This window comes from Natrinema salifodinae (genome assembly GCF_900110455.1).
GTDB lineage: Archaea > Halobacteriota > Halobacteria > Halobacteriales > Natrialbaceae > Natrinema > Natrinema salifodinae.
The window spans coordinates 650,649-666,744 of sequence record NZ_FOIS01000003.1; the positions used below are offsets into that span (position 1 = coordinate 650,649).

Sequence of the window (16,096 nt, forward strand, 5' to 3'; positions counted from 1 at the left end):
GGTGTAATCTGAATTATATTTCTGTGGGGAGAATTACTGAAATTCGTTCCAGGAAGCGATCGAGTAGGAGAGAGGTAACCGTACTCGCGGCGGAGAACCGAAGCAATCGCCGACGCTACGCTACGGCGCATCGGGCCGTCGGATCGTCGCTGTGCGGACTCGCGCCGATCAGCGCGGCGCCGATTCGACCCGCACGTCGACCACGTCGAGGTCGTCGTCGAGCGTCGCGCGGAGTTCGTCGCCCGCCAACGGGATGCGAACCTCGAGGCGGTAGGGATCGCGCTCGAGGATCCGGGTGTACTCGTCGGAGACGCACCACGGGAGCGTCCAGTACGGTCGCTCGTCTATGGAGACGCCGCGCTCGCGGTGGAACCCGACGACCGCGGAGTGGTCGAGGAGGCGAAGCCCGGCGGCCGAGCAGAGGGTGTGGCCGCACTGGGCGCACTCGTGATCGACCCTGACGCCGACGCCGAGGCAGCACGAGCCGTCCTCGACGACGCCGGTCCGCATGCGTCCGCTGCACTCCGGGCAGACGCCGTCGGCGGCCAGGCAGTGCAGGTGGCGGACCCGCTGGTCGAACGCGTCGGCGACCTCCTCGCGGGTGCGGTCGTTCAGCCCGCCTGGCGGGAAGGCGTACTCGCCGTGTTCCTGCCCGCAGTCGAGACACTCGACAGTTAATCGCTCGTCCTCGTAGACGACCCGAAGCGAGCCGTCGCAGGCGAAACAGGCCCCTTCGACGGGGAAGGGATCGACCGTCGGGCGCTCGTTGAACGAGCCGGCGATCACCGAGCGGACGACCTTCTCCCCGGCGTGTTTGAACGTGTAGCCGTCCTCGACCCGCGCGACGAAGTGACCCGTCAGCTTCTGCAGGTGGTAGTTGAACTGCGCCGAATCGCGCATGCCGACTTCGCGGCGCAGGTCGGAGAACGAGACCGGCCGCTCGTCGGCCGCCCACAGCGCTTCGAGGATCGCCAGGCGCGTCTCGTTGCCGACGAGCGCGAACGCGTCGGCGGGGTCGAGACACTCCGTGCACTCGAGCGGCCCCTCTCGGTCGCTCGAGACGTCTGAGCTACTCATGGTGGCGCGTATGCCAGCAAGTGTCAAAACTGTTCCCTCAACGGGATTTCTGTAAGCGGCGTGAAACGGACGGTACGGACCGACGACCGTGTCGAGTCGCCGCCGTCGGGCCGGCGACGGCTCGTACCGACGCGATTCCACCGGTGTCGGAGACGGAACGGGTTAGCGCCCGTCGGTCGATTCGGCGGTAGAACAGTAGGTTTATCAAGCGCACGGGGGTAGGCATATCCAAGATTACTCATCGTCTTATGGCAGGAAATCGACAACCGGAGGTGAACATCGGGCTCGTCGGCCACGTCGACCACGGCAAGACGACGCTGGTGCAAGCCCTCAGCGGCTCGTGGACGGACCAGCACTCAGAGGAGATGAAACGCGGCATCTCCATCAGGCTCGGCTACGCCGACACGACGTTCCGTTACTGCGATGGTCTCGACGAACCCGAGTGTTACACCGTCGAGGAGGAGTGTCCGGACGGCTCGCCGAGCGAGCCGCTGCGGACCGTCTCGTTCGTCGACGCGCCGGGTCACGAGACCCTGATGGCGACGATGCTGTCAGGGGCCTCGCTGATGGACGGCGCCGTGTTGGTCGTCAGCGCCAACGAGCCCGTCCCACAGCCCCAGACCGAAGAGCACCTGATGGCGCTCGACATCATCGGCATCGACAACATCGTCATCGCCCAGAACAAGGTCGACCTGGTCGACGCCGACACCGCCCGCGACAACTACCAGCAGATTCAGGAGTTCGTCGAGGGCACGGTCGCGGAGGGCGCACCCATCGTCCCCATCTCGGCCGGCCAGGAGGTCAACCTCGACCTGCTCATTCAGGCCATCGAGGAGGAGATCCCCACGCCCGAGCGCGATCCCGAAACCAACCCGCGGATGCACGTCGCCCGCAGCTTCGACATCAACAAGCCCGGGACGACCGCCGATCAGCTCACCGGCGGCGTCCTCGGTGGCAGCCTCGTACAGGGCGAACTCGAGGTCGACGACGAGATCGAGATCCGGCCCGGCCGCGAGGTCGAGGAGGGCGGTCGGACCGAGTACGTCCCGATCGAGACGACCATCCGCTCGCTGCAGGCCGGCGGCGAGACCGTCGACACCGTCACGCCAGGCGGGCTGCTCGGCGTTGGGACCGGGCTCGATCCCTCGCTGACGAAGGGCGACGCCCTCGCGGGCCGGATGGCCGGTCCGCCGGGCACGCTCCCGCCGACCTGGGAGCAGTTCACCATGGACGTCGACCTGCTTGACCGCGTCGTCGGCAGCGACGGCGGGGAAGTCGACGAGATCAGCACCGGCGAGCCGCTGATGATGACCGTCGGCACGGCGACGACCGTCGGTTCGGTCACCAGCGCGCGCAGCGGCGAGTGCGAGGTCCGTCTCAAGCGACCCGTCGCCGCCGATCCGGGGACGAAGATCGCGATCAACCGCCGTATCGGTGCGCGGTGGCGGCTGATCGGGCTGGGAACGCTCACGGACTGAGACGACGACTACGATTTCGATTACGTCAATGGACACGCCGCGGGTCGCTCTCGATACGAGTGCACTGATGATGCCGGTCGAACTCGACGTCCGTCTGTTCGACGAGCTCGACCGGCTTCTGGACTCGTACGAGCCGACGATTCCCCAGGCCGTCCTCGAAGAACTCCGCCGGCTGTCCGAGAAGGGCGGCCGGGAGGGAACGGCCGCCAACGTCGGCCACGACTTAGCGACCGAGCGCTGTTTCGTCGTCGACACGGAGGCATCGTACGCCGACGACGCACTGGTCGAACTCGCCCGCGAGGGCGCGGTCGACTACGTCGTCACGAACGACCGCCCGCTGCGCGACCGGGTGCTCGAAGCGAGCAGACCGGTAATTGCATTACGCGGGAGGAACAAGTTAGCCATCACTCAACCATAGATGTACAAACGGGTTAGACTGAAGGACACGGTAGAGGTACCGCCGGAAGAGCTCGGCGACGTTTCGCCGGGGCTGGTCAAGCGACTGCTCCAGGACAAACTCGAGGGGCGCATGGACGAGGAGGTCGGCAGCGTCGTCTCCGTCACCAACGTCCACGACATCGGCGAGGGGACGGTCCTGCCGAACCGACCGGGCGTCTACTACGAGGCCGAGTTCGACGCCGTCACCTTCGATCCGCAGATGCAGGAAGTCGTCGACGGCACCGTCGTCGAAGTCGTCGAATTCGGCGCCTTCGTCGGCATCGGGCCGGTCGACGGTCTACTGCACGTCTCGCAGATCAGCGACGAGTACCTGGCCTTTGACGGCGAGAACCAACAGCTCTCCTCGAACGAGTCCAACCGGACTCTCAGCGTCGACGACGCCGTCCGGGCTCGGATCGTCACCAAGAGCATCGACGAGCGCAACCCGCGGGACTCGAAGATCGGCCTCACCGCGAAACAGCCGGGCCTGGGCAAACACCAGTGGCTCGAGGACGAGCGCGAAAAACGCGAAGCGGCGGCAGGTGAATAACAATGGCATCCGATCGTCTCGTCTGTCGCGAGTGTCACCGGGTCAACGAACCCGACCAGGAGACCTGCGACGCCTGTAACTCCTCCTCGCTGACCGAGGACTGGGCGGGCTACGTCATCATCGCCCATCCCGAGGACAGCCAGATCGCGACCGAAATGCAGATCACCGAACCGGGCGCGTACGCGCTGAAGGTTCGCTGACGGCCGTGACTCGCGACGACGCACGAGACACCGACACCGAGAACGGGAACGCCGACGGCGACGAGCAGCTACTGGTTTTGCCTGACGACCTCCGCCACGAGCTCAAGGAGCCGATGGGCCCGATCGAGACCGAAGCCGACCGGCTCCTCGCCGAAGTCGAGGGTCCCGTAATCGCCGTCGGCGACGTCGTCACCTACCACCTCCTGCAGGCGGGCCACCGTCCCGCCGTCGCGCTCGTCGACGAACGGACCGAACGCGAGGCCGTCGACGAGGAGATCCGCCAGGCGGTCACCACCGGAGCGAGCATCGAGGTTCGGAACCCCCCGGCCGAGCTCTCCGCGCCCGTCGTCCGCGCACTCCGGCGGGCGCTCGCGGCCGACGAGCCGACGACGGTCCTCGTCGAGGGCGAAGAGGACCTGGTCGCACTCCCGGCGATCGTCGCCGCGCCCGAGGGCGCGAGCGTGGTTTACGGCCAGCCTGGCGAGGGGATGGTCCACGTCAAAGTCACCGACGACCACCGCGCTGAGATGCGCGATCTGCTCGAGCGCTTCGAGGGCGACGTCGATCGATTCTGGGACCTCCTCGAGAGCGAGAGCGACGACGACTGACCCGACGCCGAACGCGTTCGGTTCGTCGTGTCTTTGCGAAAAATTCGATGCGAGCGGTGTCTTTCTCCGGATTACTACCCGCCGTCCGGTAGCTGCACTACCCGGCGACACGTCAACAGAGACGGGACTAGACCGTCACTCGCAGTCCGAATCGGCGAGCGCGCCAGGCGGCACGCGACAGCCGCAGGGGGCGGCGACCCCCTCTGTCGGGCCGACGACGGTGACGATCGTTACCGGCCGGCCGCACGCCGGACAGGCAGGTTGCGCGGTCGATTCGCCGTCACGTCGCTCGCGATTATCGCTCATCGTCACTCCCGGCCGCCGGTCGCGAGAATGATGGCGCCGTCACCGCCGCCGCTGGTCGTCGGCGTTGATTCCAGTGTCGTGCGGGACGTTTATATCCCGGTAGAATGTACGCAATCATGGCTTCGAATCCCCTGTGAAGGGTTGGAAGCCGGCTCTCGGGTGTTGCTGCACCCGGGACATTTCGGCGTATGCCCCCTGCGACGGCTGGAGAGCAACTTCCGTTCTGATTGTTGACTTTTAGTGACTTATATCTACTGCTAGAGGCGGGAAATAGACCGGCGAGTGAGTCGGCGGCCGGGACCGCTCGAAGCGTCCGGCCGAATCGACGACGGATCCTCCGCACGACGACGGACCGCGCTCCGGCAGGCACCTGCCGGGCGACGGGGAGATACCCCGTGAGCGCGTATCTCACTCGATGGAAGAACGTATCTCTGGATTCAAAGTTGTTGGTAGCTGGGGTGACGTCGTCGAGCACGGGGAACGGATCACCCGGGCGCTTCGAGAGCTCGGCGTAGACGGTGACGGCGACGCCGACGCCGAGTCTGAATCCGAGTATCCCGACGAATTCGCGGCCGCGCTCGACGAGTGGGACGAGTGGCGCCCCAAGGCCCACGAGACCTACGACGAGGACGTCAAGGAGAAGACCGCCGACCAGGCGAGCGTGAGCGAAGGCGAGGGCGAGGAGAACGGCGCCGAACCGGAGGAGGACCTGTCCGCCGCCGGCGAGAAGCTCTCGGAGTCGTACGACGCGCTCGAGAACGGCGATCTCGACGGAGCGGTCGAAACGAGCAGCGAGGCGCTCGACCGCGCGACGCGCGCGGCCGACACCGCGAGCCGGACGGCGGTGCGAGCCGTCGAGAAGAGCGTCTACCAACACGTTATGACGCAGCTCTCGCCGTGTTACTTCGATAACGAACTCGTCAGCGCCAACGTCCAGCAGTCGGTCCAGGAGAACGGCGACCAGTTCGGCTTCGAAGTAAACATCAACGATGACGTCCTCAAAGCGGAGGTTTCGGAGACGCTCGCGCAATACGAAGACGAGATCGATCGCTGGCACGTCGACACCGAGAAGAACACCGACGCCCTCAAAACGGTCGAAGGCGTGGAACTGCCGCCGGAACTCGGCGATCAGTCGCGTCCGACGACGACCTGACGCCGCAGTCGTCTCCGATTCTCGGGTCCGGTCGGCGTCCGGTCCCCGTCACTCGACGACGGTGTGCTCGAGCGTCCCGATCCCTTCTATCTCGAGCGCGACGGTGTCGCCGTCTTCGAGCCACTGCCCCAGTTCGAGGCCGCAGCCCTCGCCGACGGTGCCGCTGCCGATAACGTCGCCGGGGTGAAGCGTCTCCGACTGAGAGATGTGCGCGACGATCTCCGCGAAGGAGTGGTACATCTCGTCGACGGTACCCTCAGACCAGACCTCGGCGTCGATCCGAGCCGTCATCGGCGCCTCGAGGACGTCGACGGCCGCGCGAGGAACCAGGTAGGGACCGAGCCCGTTCGCGAAGTCCTTGCCCTTGGCCGGACCGAGTCGCGCCGCCATCTCCTCGCCCTGGATATCGCGGGCGCTGAAGTCGTTGAAGATCGTGTAGCCGGCGATGTGCTCCTCGGCCTCGTCGACCGGAACGTCCCGCCCGCGCTCGCCGATCACCGCCGCGATCTCGAGTTCGTAGTCCATGAGCTCGGAGTAGTCGGGCCACCGGATCGTCTCGCCTGGCGCGACCACGCTGTCGGCGTTGCCCTTGTAGTAGACCGGCATGTCGTACCAAGCGTCCGGGATCTCCCCGTCCATGCTGTTCTCGACGTGTTCCTCGATGGCCATGCAGTCCCGAAGCGAGTTAGGACGCGGTAGCGGCGCGAGCAGCCGGTACTCGTCGGGCTCGTACCGGAGTTTGGCGCCGCCGGGGCCGCGTTCCGCGTCGGTTTCGGCCGCGTACTCGAGGGCCTCCCGCGCATCGGCGATCGCCTGGTCGCCACGCTCTAAGAAGGCGATCATCTCGGGTGGGACGTGGGCGCGGGCCAGGTCGGCGGGCGCGGGTTCGCCCTCGGCCTCGAGCGCGGCGCCGTAGGCGGCGGTGAGGTCCACGACGGTCGCCTGGCCGGCGGCCGCGTTCTCGGGTTCCGTGACTTCGGCGACCGCGCCGATGCGTTCGACGGGCCCGATCGGAGTGTCGACTTCGACGGTCGCGAGTTTCACGCGCGGTCACCTCCTCGTCCCTCGTCCCTTGTCGGGACCGGTGCCGTCCTCGCCTCTCGCGTCACCCTCGAGACTCGCGACCGGTCGCACCCAGCGCGCACCCCGTCTTCGAGGTGGTCGCAGGCGTCGATCGTCGGTTGCGTGGGTTCGCTTGCGACGCCGCCCCCGCGGCCGATGCCGAGGTCGATCAGCGTAGCATCGTTGGCCGATACCGAATCACACATACTACTCATAGGATCCACGACTATCGGGACCCAGTTAGTTGTGACTCCGAGACTGTCTCGAGAAACTATTTACCGACCGCCGTGAACGTGCCCGACATGTACGATTTCGTCGTCGTGGGCGTCGGTCCGCCCGGCGCGCGCTTCGCCCGCCGGGCCGCCGACCAGGGATACGACGTGCTCGCCCTCGAGAAGGGCCGCATCGGCGACCCGCTCGCCTGCTCCGGTCACGTCAGCACCGACATCTGGAACTTTACGGGCGACGGCGCCCGCGAGGAACTGTTCCAGAACGAGATCTACGGCGCGCGGTTCCACGTCGGCGGCCCCCGCAGCGACGCCTATCCCTTCTACAAGCGTGAGGTGGCCTCGAACGTTATCGACCGCGTCGGACTAGACCGCCACCTCGCCGACCTCGCCCGTGAAGCGGGCGCGGACGTCCGCGAGGAACACACCGTCACCGGCGTCACCGAACACCGGGACCGCGTCGAGATCGTCGCCAGCGGCCCCGACGGCATCGTCGAGTTCGAGGCGAAGATGCTCGCCGGCTGCGACGGCCCGCGCTCGCGGGTCCGCGACGAACTCGACCTCCCCCAACCCGAGGAGTTGCTCCACGGCGTGCTCGCGTTCTCCGAGGAGGACGACCACCAGGACTTCGTCGACGTCCACCTCACGCCGCCGACCTTCTTCGCCTGGCGGATCCCCCGCGGCGAGGCCGGCGTCGAGTACGGCCTGGCCGCGCCGCCGGGCGTTCAGGTGACCAAACACTTCGAGGAGCTTATCGACGGCTACGAAATCGACGTCTCGCACCGCTGTTCGGGCGCAATCCCGATCGGCCCGCCGGACCGCGTAACCTCCCGTCGGGCCTTCCTTATCGGCGACGCGGCCGCCCAGACCAAGCCCTTCACCGGCGGCGGCATCCTCTACGGCATGACCAGCGCCGACCACGCCGCCCGCGAGATCGACCCCGAGCGGCCGGCGACGCTCGCGGCGTACGAACGCGCCTGGCGCGAGGACCTGACGCGCGAACAGGAACTGGGCCACTGGATTCGGCGGGCCTACTCGCTACCTGAACCCGTCCAGCGGATCGGCCTGGGGGCGCTGTCGGGCGAGATCGGCGTCCACATGGACCGGCCGACGTCGCTGGTCTCGCTCGATCACCTCAAGGCGCTGCTCTCGCGGGCGTGAAGTGGAGGCGTCAGTCCACGATCTCCATGACGACCGTCCCGGCCCCGATCATGCCGATTACGAAGCCGACCAGCGACCCGAGGACGGGAACGAGTCCGGTCAGCGCGGAGACGGCGATCGCGACGGCCAAGGCGGCCGGCCAGGCGTCGGCCGCAAGCCGCCCGACCGCGAGATAGCCGAATTCGCCGGCGACGATCAGGGCGATGGCGTAGCCGAGGAGCAGCGGGATCGCGAGGACGATCCCGATCATCGTAATCGCCAGTAGAAACGATGCGCCGACGACGACGATCAGGCTCAAGAGCCCGTAGACGAACGCCGCGCCGGGTGATTCGAGCGCGCGGTCCGTTTGGCGTCGCGTTCCGTCCGGCGAGGCGACGATCAGGAGCCCGCCGACGACGAGCGTGATCAGGGCAGGGGCGATTCCGTCGACGTACCACGGGTAGCCGGTCGCCGTCTCGACGCCGGTCCTGACCTCGTCGGGGGCGCGTTGCGCGAGCGCCGTTACCGGGCCGGTCGCGAGGAACGCTACTGTCGCGAGGGCGACGGCACGGGGACGCAGGGATCTGAAGAGCATATTCCGGCCGACACATGGGTGGGATAAATAAGTATAGTATACTAGATGATTGTCGGCTGTGCACCCTATCGACGTCAGCGGGCCACCCTCGCGGTTCCGTCGATCGGTCGACCGAAGCGGGCCGTCGGTACCGTGCGCGGAGTTCGACTGGGTCGCCGGTGACCGTGGCGGGCGAGACGGTCCGAGCAAGCATACCCCAGGATCGCGATCGGACTGGGGATCGGCACCGCGATCGGCATCGCGACGGACGACCTGTCGCCGTGGCTCCCCGTGGAAGTCGCGATGGGTGCCGGGCTCAGTGCCGGACTGCGCGGGGGAGTGACTTACGACCCGCTCGCGGTCCGGAGCGTCACCCGTCGCTCGGCGTCGGCGTCGCTCCCTCGCTCCTCGGCGACGACGTACTGGACCTCCACGACCAGCGACCCGTCGCCGTGGGCGCCGATCTCCTCGTAAAGTCGGTCCGCCAGGCCCGGCTCCGGGCCGGGCTCTCGTCCGGAGATCGTAACGACGACCCGTTCGACCGACTGGATCGGGTAGTCGCCGTCGAGTTCGACCGCGACGTCCTCGCTCTCGAGTCCGTCGTACTGCCGCTCCGCGAGCACCGCATCGACCTCGTCCTCGGCCGACGATTCGAGTTCCGTCGTGTGGAAGTCAAGCAGCGTGACGCCAGCCAGCGGCGCGGCGAGCACCAGCAGCCCGACGCCGAAGATCGCCGCGTAGGTGTAGGTCGGCGTCCGGGTCGGAGACACCTCGAACGGCCCTTGCGGACGGTAGCCGGCGACCCACAGCGTCGCCAGCGCGGCGAGGTTGATCGACAGGAGGTTCACGATCACGAGGACGGCGGCGCCGATCGCCGCGCCGGACATCCCCCAGGCAACCGTGATCCCGACCGCGGCGGAGGGCGGAATCAGCGCCGCGGCGATCATGACGCCGACGATGGCCTCCGAGAACCCGCGGGTGAGGCTCAGAATCCCGGCGATCCCTGCACCGAGGGCGACCGCGAGCGAGAAGAGGTTGGGCGCGACCCGCTCCTCGAGTTCGGTGGCGACGACGATGTCGACCCCCGCGGGTTCGAGCCCGGCCAGGCGGGCGAGCGCGGCCAGGCCGATCGAGGCGACGACGACCGTCGTCACGCCGACGGCCTGGTAGGTGAAGCCGGTCGACTTGAGTCGCTCGTCGCCGGTGACGATGCCGACGTTGGCGGCGAGGGCGGGCCCGAGCAGCGGCGCGATGACCATCGCGCCGATCACGACCGCCGGCGAATCGGCCAGCAGCCCGGCGGTGGCGACGACGGCGCTGATGAGCAACATGACTGCGTAGATGGAAAACGGCGGCGTGAGTTCGTCGGCCTTCGTGCGCAACACCTGTCTCGAGGTGCGAGAGCCGACCTGGCCGCCGCGACTGTACCGGTTCCGGAGCGTCGCGAACTGCTCCGAGACGACCGTCTCGGCGTCGATCACGACGACGCTGGCTTCGTCGCCGATGCCGGCCCGCTGCAACCGATCGAGCAGCGGTTCGACGGCTCGGGTCGGGATCGGAAAGCGGACGACCGCGGCGTACCCCCTGCCGCTGGTCTCGTCGCTGACGACGTAGTCGATGCCCTCCTCGTCGAGGATGTCGAGAACGGTGCGTCGCTTCCCCTCGGGCACCGTAATCTCCAGGTAGCGCATACCGAGGCCACGATCGAGGCTCGGTTAGTACTCGGGGCAGCAGTGGACGGGTAACCGTCGGTTGCCGCCGGCGTTCGCCGTCAGGTTTCGTCGTCAGCTCCAACGATCCCGCAGGCGATCGCCTCGGGTTCGACCAGGTCCTCGCCGTCGACGGCCTCCGGATGCAACAGGAGGATCGTGTCGTCGGGCATCTCGTCCTCGACGCGAACGTCCCGGCCGAGCACGTCCTCGAGGTCGCCGACGTCGTCGATCTCGTACTCCCGTTCGAGGAGGAGTTCGGCGTTGGCCCGCGAGAGGACGAACACGAGGTCCCCTGGATCGAGGTGCTCGCTCTCGGCGGCCTCGAGCAGATTCGAGAGCGCGTCCGACGAGACGCCGTCGAGCGAGCGGATCGTCACCCGTTCGGTGTCCGAGCCCGGCGCCTGCTGTGACTGCGTGCGGACGCGGGCGGTCAGTTCCTCGAAGTCCGTCTCGGGGTCGAGCCGCGCAGTCATACGCCCTGTTCGGCGGTCGTCGTCCTTCACGCTGTGGCCGGCCAGTTCCAGCGGGTCGAACACGAGGCGGCCGATCAAGCCGGCCGCCTTGCCCTCGCAACGAGGATCACTTTACCCGGTGCAGGCGAACGCCGACCGGCAATGACAACTCTCAACAAGCGGTCGGCGAACAAACTGAGCATCGTCTCGACGTTGATCGACAGCGCAATGGAGTTCCGCCGCGGCCGGCGAAAGAGCGGACTCCTGTTGCTCGGCGCGGCCGCGCTATCGTCCCGGATCCCCGGCATCGGGACGGCGGTATCGCTGTTCCTTCGGCTCGTCCGGCGGCTCCGATAGCCGACCGATTTTTCGCCGGTGCACTCGACGACTGCGGCCGAGCACCGACCACCGGGAACCGGACACCTATCGCAGCGCCTGGCGAACCGCGTCGGCGACGGCGTTCACCCGCGCGACGTGCTCGTAGGAGCCGTCGCGGACTCCGTTTGTCACGTACGAGAAGCCGATGTTTTCCTCGGGGTCGGCCCAGCCGACGCTGCTCCCGAGGCCGGCGTGGCCGAACGCGCGCTCGGGGGAGAGCGAGCCGTAGGGCGCGACCGTCGTACCGCCCTTCCAGAAGCCCAGTGCGAACCGCGCTTCGCGGCCGAGCGTGCCGTCGGCCTCCGTCTCGGCCTCGAGCGTCGTCATCCGGTCGACGGTCTCGGTCGAAAGCAGCCGCGTCCCGTCGAGTTCGCCGCCGTTCGCGAGGCAAGCGTAGAATCTGGCCATGTCCCGGGCGGTCCCGATGCCGTTGGCGGCGGGGATCACGGCGCGGTGGATCTCTTCGGAGTTGAACGGGGCCGCGACCTCGGTGTGGTCGCCCAGTCCCTCGCCGGGGTCGCGACAGCGGTCGAACTCCTCGAACGCGACGAGCGTCGCCACGTCGTCGTCCTCGTCCTCCCGCAGCCCGATTCCGGTGTCGTCCATTCCGAGCGGCTCGAAGACGCGCTCGGCGGCGGCCGCCTCGATCGGCGCGCCCGAGATCCGGCGGACGAGTTCCCCGACCAGCCAGCCGAAGGTGAGCGGGTGGTAGGCCGGGACCTCGCCTGGCGAGTAGACCGGCTCCATCTCCTCGAGTTGCTCGACGACGGCGTCCCAGTCGGTCCACAGGTCCGGCCGGTCGTCGATCTCGCCCTCGGTGAGCCCCGACGTGTGGCTGAGTACCTGGCGGACCGTGATCGCGGCCTTCTCCGTCCCCTCGTCGGCGAACTCGGGCCAGTGGTCGACGACGCGGTCGTCATACTCGAGGTCGCCGTCCTCGACGAGGGAGTGCAGCGTCACCGCGGCGTAAGGCTTCGTACTGGAGAAGAGGATGTGGCGCGTCTCGGGCGTCTCTTCCTCGCCGTCCGGTCCCGTCGCGCCGCCCGCGAGGTCGATTTCGGGCTCGCCGTCGACGTAGATGGCCAACTGGGCCCCGTGGTGGAGCCCGACTTCGAGGTGGCGATCGAAGAGGGCGGCGATGCGCTCGCGGTCCGTTTCGGCGAGCCGTGACATAGCTCGGACCACTTCGGGCGGACGGTTAATCGTTGTCGTGTGTAAACGGACAACAATGCGGCAACTCGACCGACGTTTTTAGCCTCGGCACCCGAAGGACCGCTATGAACCGCAAGGAGTTTCGCGATCTCGCCGCGCCCGACGAGGCGCGCGACGCGATCGACTCGCTGTCGCTGGAAGGCGGTATCGAGCGCGTCCCCCTCGAGGACGCGCGGGGCCGGGTGCTCGTGGCGCGGCTCGACGCCGAACTCGACGTGCCCGGCTTCGATCGGGCGAGCCTGGACGGCTACGCCCTCCGGGCGAAAGACACGTTCGGCGCCGACGAGGCCGATCCCGCACGTCTCGACGTAGTCGGGGAGGTCCACGCCGGCACGGAGCCCGACGTCGAACTCGAGGCCGGCCAGGCGGCCGAGATCTCGACCGGGGCGGTGATGCCCGACGGGGCCGACGCGATGGTGCCGGTCGAGCGAACAGACACGGACGCGGACGGCGACGAGGTCCTGATCCGAACCGCCGTCGCCCCCGGTGATAACGTCATGTTCGCGGGCGCGGACGTGGCCGCCGGCGAGCGCGCGCTCGGTCCCGGAACCGAGATCACGCCCCGCGACATCGGCCTGCTGTCCGCGCTCGGGGTCGACGAGGTGCCGGTCCGCGCGCGACCGCGCGTCGGCATCGTCTCGACGGGCGACGAACTCGTGCGACCAGGCGAGGACCTCGCGAGCGAGCGCGGCGAGATCTACGACGTCAACAGCTACACCATCGCCGCGGGCGTCGAGGACGCGGGCGGCGACCCCGTCCTCTACCCCCACGCCGGCGACGAGCAAGACGAGATGGAGCGGATCCTCCGCGAGGCCGCCGACGAGTGCGACCTGGTGCTCTCCTCCGGCTCGACCAGCGCGAGCGCGGTCGACGTCATCTACCGGGTCATCGAGGAGCAGGGAGAGCTCCTGCTCCACGGCGTGAGTATCAAGCCCGGCAAACCGATGCTGATCGGCCGGCTGAACGACTCCGCCTACGTCGGCCTGCCAGGCTACCCCGTCTCCGCGATGATGGTCTTCCGGACCTTCGTCGCCCCGGCGATCCGCGAAGCCGCCGGCCTCCCCGAACCCGCGGCCGCGACGGTCACCGGTCGCCTGGCCCGCCAGGAGCGCTACGCGGAGGGGCGCCACCGGCTCATGCCGGTCGGCCTCGTGACCGACAGCGACGGCGAGACGCTCGTCTACCCCGTCGACAAGGGCAGCGGCGCGACGACCAGCCTGGCCGACGCCGACGGCCTGGTGGAGGTCGGTCCCGAGACAGACTACCTCGAGGAAGGCGAGTCCGTCACGGTCCGGCTGTTTTCGCCGAACGTTCGCCCGCCGGCGCTGCTCGGGGTCGGCGAGGACGACCCGACCCTGAACCGGCTGCTCGACGGCCTCGAGAACCCGCGGTACCTCTCGGTCGGCACCAGGCCCGGCCTGCGGCGGCTCCGCGAGGGCGTCCCCGACGTCGCCGTCGCCGCGGGACCGCTTGACCGCGACCTCGACGCGACCGAACTCGGCCGCTGGGAGCGCGAGTGGGGCCTGGTCGTCCGCGCCGGGAACCCCGCGGAGATCGACGGCCTGGCCGATCTGATCGACCGCGACCTGCGCTTTGTCAATCGGACGACCGACTCCGGGCTGCGGTCGAGTCTCGACGCCGCGATCGGTGACCTCGCGGACGACCGGGGGACGACTCGCCGCGAACTGACCGAGGCCATCGACGGCTACGAACTGGGCCTGCGCGCCCACGAGAGCCCGGCCCGGAAGGTCATCGACGGGGACGCCGACGTCGGCCTGGGTCTGCGCGAGACCGCAGACCGGCTGGACCTGGGCTTCGTCCCCGTCGGCGAGCAGCCGGTGCGGGTCCTCGCGAACCCCAACCGAACGGACAAGGCGGGCGTTCGCGACCTCGAAGACGCGCTGTCGGACGTGTCGGCCGAGCGGCGATAGCACGGATCGACACCGACCGAATACCCGTCGTCCGAGGCCGCCGTTTTTGGTCGCGCGTCCCGTAAACACAGCTATGCGAACCGTCACGACGCTGCCCTCGGCGACCGAGATCGTCGCCGCGCTCGGGTGCGAACCTGTCGGCGTCTCCCACGAGTGCGACTACCCGCCTGGCGCCGCGGACGCGCCCGCCGTCACCCGCTCGACAATCGACGCCTCGGGCTCGAGTGCCGAGATCGACCAGCAGGTCCTCGAGTCCGCCGATACCGAGGGCGGCGTCTACGACGTCGACGTCGAGACGCTCGACGCCCTCGATCCCGACGCGATCATCACTCAGGGCATGTGCGACGTCTGTGCGGTCGACGAAATCGTCGTCGCGGACGCCGTCGACCGGATCGACGCGGCTCCCGACATCGTCACGACCGACCCTCACACCGTCGGCGACGTGCTCGACGACGTCGAACGGATCGGCCAGGCGATCGACCGCGAGGAACGCGCTCGCGAGGTCCGCGCCGATCTGGAATTTCGAATCGAAGCGATTCGGAACCGGACCGCCGACATCGACGCCGACGATCGCCCGCGCGTAGCCGTCTTCGACTGGACCGATCCCGTGATGACGGCGGGCCACTGGACCGCCGAACTCGTCGCGTGGGCCGGCGGCGAGTACGGCCTGGCCGACGTCGGCGAGGCCTCCCGGCCTCGCGAGTGGGAGGAGATCCGCGCGTACGACCCCGAAATCGTCGTCGTCGCGCCCTGCGGGTTCGACCTCGAGCAGATCGCACGCAATCGGACGGACCTCACCGAGCGCGAGGGCTGGGACGACCTCACCGCGGTCGAAGAGGGCCGCGTCTGGGCGCTCGACGGCGACCACTACCTCAATCGGCCCGGGCCGCGCCTGGTGGACACGCTGGAAGCACTGGCACCGATCGTCCGACCGAATCTGTTCGACGCGGCCGAGACACTCGCGTCCGCACCGCTCGAGAAGATCGCGGTCCCCTTCGACGCGCTCGGAGATGGACGTGAGACGGATGACCAGGCGGAACTCGAACCGGAGCCCTGACCGTGAGCGAATTCGATTCCGAGTCCGACGCGACCGACCGCGCCCCCGACGGAGAATCCGCTCCCGAACTCGTCGTCCCGGACTCCGTTCGCGAGGCCGTCCTCGAGCGCGCCCGCGAGGGGCGGCCCCGCGAGATCTGCGGCGTCTTCGGCGGCGAGTTCGCGCCCGACGGACGGAGCCGCGTGCGCTCGCAGTACCCCGCTGAAAACGTCGCCGAGACGCCGCGGACGCGCTACGAGATCGACCCCGAGGAACAGCTCGCGATCTTCGACCGGCTTGCGGACCGCGGCGAGGAGATCGTGGGCTTCTACCACTCCCATCCGCGCGGTCCGGCCCGCCCGAGCGAAACCGACGCCGCGCAGGCGGCCTGGCCCGACCGCTCGTACCTGATCGTCTCGGTGGAGCCGTTCGCAGTCGGTTCGTGGCGCTGGCGGACGGAGAGCGACGACGGTGACGGCGGTGACGCCGATGACGAGCGCGAGGCTCCCGGCGGTCGGTTCGAACGAGAACGAGTCGTCGTCGACTGACGGCCGGAAGCGGA

At 68.4% G+C, this 16,096-nt stretch carries 19 protein-coding genes; 11 read left to right on the forward strand and 8 right to left on the reverse strand.

Annotated features, from left to right (window positions below; translation table 11 throughout):
- Positions 1-168: 168 nt before the first annotated feature.
- Positions 169-1,077, reverse strand: a complete 909-nt coding sequence (locus BMY29_RS13195) for a winged helix-turn-helix domain-containing protein (RefSeq protein ID WP_049991379.1) — start codon at positions 1,075-1,077, stop codon at positions 169-171.
- Between the two features lie 248 nt (positions 1,078-1,325).
- Here BMY29_RS13195 and BMY29_RS13200 point away from each other — a divergent pair, with 248 nt between their 5' ends.
- The 5 genes from BMY29_RS13200 to BMY29_RS13220 are packed head-to-tail and all read left to right on the forward strand — an operon-like array spanning position 1,326 to position 4,351.
- Entirely contained in the window at positions 1,326-2,555 is a 1,230-nt protein-coding gene (locus BMY29_RS13200) for a translation initiation factor IF-2 subunit gamma (protein ID WP_049991378.1), read from the forward strand.
- 28 nt (positions 2,556-2,583) lie between these two features.
- A complete protein-coding gene (locus tag BMY29_RS13205; RefSeq protein ID WP_049991377.1) occupies positions 2,584-2,973 on the forward strand; it encodes a type II toxin-antitoxin system VapC family toxin in 390 nt (129 codons plus the stop codon).
- Complete coding sequence (locus BMY29_RS13210; RefSeq protein ID WP_049991376.1) at positions 2,974-3,543, forward strand: DNA-directed RNA polymerase; 570 nt, start codon at positions 2,974-2,976, stop codon at positions 3,541-3,543.
- A 2-nt stretch (positions 3,544-3,545) separates the two neighbouring features.
- A complete protein-coding gene (spt4, locus tag BMY29_RS13215) occupies positions 3,546-3,743 on the forward strand; it encodes a transcription elongation factor subunit Spt4 (protein WP_049991375.1) in 198 nt (65 codons plus the stop codon).
- Between the two features lie 5 nt (positions 3,744-3,748).
- Positions 3,749-4,351, forward strand: a complete 603-nt coding sequence (locus tag BMY29_RS13220; RefSeq protein WP_049991374.1) for a GTP-dependent dephospho-CoA kinase family protein — start codon at positions 3,749-3,751, stop codon at positions 4,349-4,351.
- A 135-nt stretch (positions 4,352-4,486) separates the two neighbouring features.
- Here BMY29_RS13220 and BMY29_RS21125 read toward each other — a convergent pair whose 3' ends face one another.
- The gene (locus BMY29_RS21125) at positions 4,487-4,657 is read right to left on the reverse strand and encodes a hypothetical protein (RefSeq protein WP_173424938.1); all 171 of its coding nucleotides are present in this window, start codon (positions 4,655-4,657) and stop codon (positions 4,487-4,489) included.
- 415 nt (positions 4,658-5,072) lie between these two features.
- On the opposite strand from BMY29_RS21125, the gene BMY29_RS13225 reads away from it, so the two are divergent.
- On the forward strand, positions 5,073-5,810 hold the full coding sequence (locus BMY29_RS13225; protein ID WP_049992206.1) for a DUF5828 family protein: 738 nt from the start codon (positions 5,073-5,075) through the stop codon (positions 5,808-5,810).
- A 48-nt stretch (positions 5,811-5,858) separates the two neighbouring features.
- On the opposite strand, the gene BMY29_RS13230 is transcribed toward BMY29_RS13225, so the two are convergent.
- Both BMY29_RS13230 and BMY29_RS20645 read right to left on the reverse strand, forming a co-directional pair.
- Positions 5,859-6,854 (reverse strand): fumarylacetoacetate hydrolase family protein, encoded by a 996-nt coding sequence (locus BMY29_RS13230; RefSeq protein WP_049992205.1) that lies wholly within the window; start codon positions 6,852-6,854, stop codon positions 5,859-5,861.
- Complete coding sequence (locus BMY29_RS20645) at positions 6,851-7,087, reverse strand: hypothetical protein (RefSeq protein WP_143067699.1); 237 nt, start codon at positions 7,085-7,087, stop codon at positions 6,851-6,853. The genes BMY29_RS13230 and BMY29_RS20645 overlap by 4 nt, the downstream gene beginning before the upstream one ends.
- 87 nt (positions 7,088-7,174) lie before the next feature.
- Between BMY29_RS20645 and BMY29_RS13235 the strand changes: the two genes are divergently transcribed.
- Positions 7,175-8,260 (forward strand): geranylgeranyl reductase family protein, encoded by a 1,086-nt coding sequence (locus BMY29_RS13235; protein ID WP_049992204.1) that lies wholly within the window; start codon positions 7,175-7,177, stop codon positions 8,258-8,260.
- 10 nt (positions 8,261-8,270) lie between these two features.
- On the opposite strand, the gene BMY29_RS13240 is transcribed toward BMY29_RS13235, so the two are convergent.
- From BMY29_RS13240 to BMY29_RS13250, 3 genes are all read right to left on the reverse strand, one after another.
- Complete coding sequence (locus BMY29_RS13240) at positions 8,271-8,834, reverse strand: DUF8173 domain-containing protein (protein WP_049992203.1); 564 nt, start codon at positions 8,832-8,834, stop codon at positions 8,271-8,273.
- A gap of 323 nt (positions 8,835-9,157) precedes the next feature.
- A complete protein-coding gene (locus BMY29_RS13245) occupies positions 9,158-10,504 on the reverse strand; it encodes a TIGR00341 family protein (RefSeq protein ID WP_049992202.1) in 1,347 nt (448 codons plus the stop codon).
- 80 nt (positions 10,505-10,584) lie between these two features.
- Positions 10,585-10,998: a hypothetical protein gene (locus tag BMY29_RS13250; RefSeq protein ID WP_049992207.1), complete on the reverse strand. Its 414-nt coding sequence runs from the start codon at positions 10,996-10,998 to the stop codon at positions 10,585-10,587.
- A gap of 141 nt (positions 10,999-11,139) precedes the next feature.
- Here BMY29_RS13250 and BMY29_RS13255 point away from each other — a divergent pair, with 141 nt between their 5' ends.
- Complete coding sequence (locus BMY29_RS13255; RefSeq protein WP_049992201.1) at positions 11,140-11,334, forward strand: hypothetical protein; 195 nt, start codon at positions 11,140-11,142, stop codon at positions 11,332-11,334.
- A gap of 66 nt (positions 11,335-11,400) precedes the next feature.
- Here BMY29_RS13255 and BMY29_RS13260 read toward each other — a convergent pair whose 3' ends face one another.
- Complete coding sequence (locus tag BMY29_RS13260) at positions 11,401-12,528, reverse strand: serine hydrolase domain-containing protein (RefSeq protein WP_049992200.1); 1,128 nt, start codon at positions 12,526-12,528, stop codon at positions 11,401-11,403.
- 104 nt (positions 12,529-12,632) lie between these two features.
- Between BMY29_RS13260 and BMY29_RS13265 the strand changes: the two genes are divergently transcribed.
- The 3 genes from BMY29_RS13265 to BMY29_RS13275 all read left to right on the forward strand — a co-directional run bounded on the left by BMY29_RS13265 (position 12,633) and on the right by BMY29_RS13275 (position 16,082).
- The gene (locus tag BMY29_RS13265; protein WP_049992199.1) at positions 12,633-14,498 is read left to right on the forward strand and encodes a molybdopterin biosynthesis protein; all 1,866 of its coding nucleotides are present in this window, start codon (positions 12,633-12,635) and stop codon (positions 14,496-14,498) included.
- 73 nt (positions 14,499-14,571) lie between these two features.
- Positions 14,572-15,555: a cobalamin-binding protein gene (locus BMY29_RS13270; RefSeq protein WP_049992198.1), complete on the forward strand. Its 984-nt coding sequence runs from the start codon at positions 14,572-14,574 to the stop codon at positions 15,553-15,555.
- A 2-nt stretch (positions 15,556-15,557) separates the two neighbouring features.
- Positions 15,558-16,082 carry a desampylase gene (locus tag BMY29_RS13275; protein ID WP_049992197.1) on the forward strand — a complete coding sequence of 175 codons (525 nt, stop codon included), beginning with the start codon at positions 15,558-15,560 and terminating at the stop codon, positions 16,080-16,082.
- The last annotated feature ends 14 nt before the right edge of the window (positions 16,083-16,096 follow it).

What these genes read in the sequence shown, in the direction of transcription:
- BMY29_RS13195 (WP_049991379.1), bottom strand. Translation starts at nt 1,077, where the DNA reads ATGAGTAGCTCAGACGTCTCGAGCGACCGAGAGGGGCCGCTCGAGTGC.
- BMY29_RS13200 (WP_049991378.1), top strand. Translation starts at nt 1,326, where the DNA reads ATGGCAGGAAATCGACAACCGGAGGTGAACATCGGGCTCGTCGGCCAC.
- BMY29_RS13205 (WP_049991377.1), top strand. Translation starts at nt 2,584, where the DNA reads ATGGACACGCCGCGGGTCGCTCTCGATACGAGTGCACTGATGATGCCG.
- BMY29_RS13210 (WP_049991376.1), top strand. Translation starts at nt 2,974, where the DNA reads ATGTACAAACGGGTTAGACTGAAGGACACGGTAGAGGTACCGCCGGAA.
- spt4 (WP_049991375.1), top strand. Translation starts at nt 3,546, where the DNA reads ATGGCATCCGATCGTCTCGTCTGTCGCGAGTGTCACCGGGTCAACGAA.
- BMY29_RS21125 (WP_173424938.1), bottom strand. Translation starts at nt 4,657, where the DNA reads ATGAGCGATAATCGCGAGCGACGTGACGGCGAATCGACCGCGCAACCT.
- BMY29_RS13225 (WP_049992206.1), top strand. Translation starts at nt 5,073, where the DNA reads ATGGAAGAACGTATCTCTGGATTCAAAGTTGTTGGTAGCTGGGGTGAC.
- BMY29_RS20645 (WP_143067699.1), bottom strand. Translation starts at nt 7,087, where the DNA reads ATGAGTAGTATGTGTGATTCGGTATCGGCCAACGATGCTACGCTGATC.
- BMY29_RS13235 (WP_049992204.1), top strand. Translation starts at nt 7,175, where the DNA reads ATGTACGATTTCGTCGTCGTGGGCGTCGGTCCGCCCGGCGCGCGCTTC.
- BMY29_RS13240 (WP_049992203.1), bottom strand. Translation starts at nt 8,834, where the DNA reads ATGCTCTTCAGATCCCTGCGTCCCCGTGCCGTCGCCCTCGCGACAGTA.
- BMY29_RS13245 (WP_049992202.1), bottom strand. Translation starts at nt 10,504, where the DNA reads ATGCGCTACCTGGAGATTACGGTGCCCGAGGGGAAGCGACGCACCGTT.
- BMY29_RS13250 (WP_049992207.1), bottom strand. Translation starts at nt 10,998, where the DNA reads ATGACTGCGCGGCTCGACCCCGAGACGGACTTCGAGGAACTGACCGCC.
- BMY29_RS13255 (WP_049992201.1), top strand. Translation starts at nt 11,140, where the DNA reads ATGACAACTCTCAACAAGCGGTCGGCGAACAAACTGAGCATCGTCTCG.
- BMY29_RS13260 (WP_049992200.1), bottom strand. Translation starts at nt 12,528, where the DNA reads ATGTCACGGCTCGCCGAAACGGACCGCGAGCGCATCGCCGCCCTCTTC.
- BMY29_RS13265 (WP_049992199.1), top strand. Translation starts at nt 12,633, where the DNA reads ATGAACCGCAAGGAGTTTCGCGATCTCGCCGCGCCCGACGAGGCGCGC.
- BMY29_RS13270 (WP_049992198.1), top strand. Translation starts at nt 14,572, where the DNA reads ATGCGAACCGTCACGACGCTGCCCTCGGCGACCGAGATCGTCGCCGCG.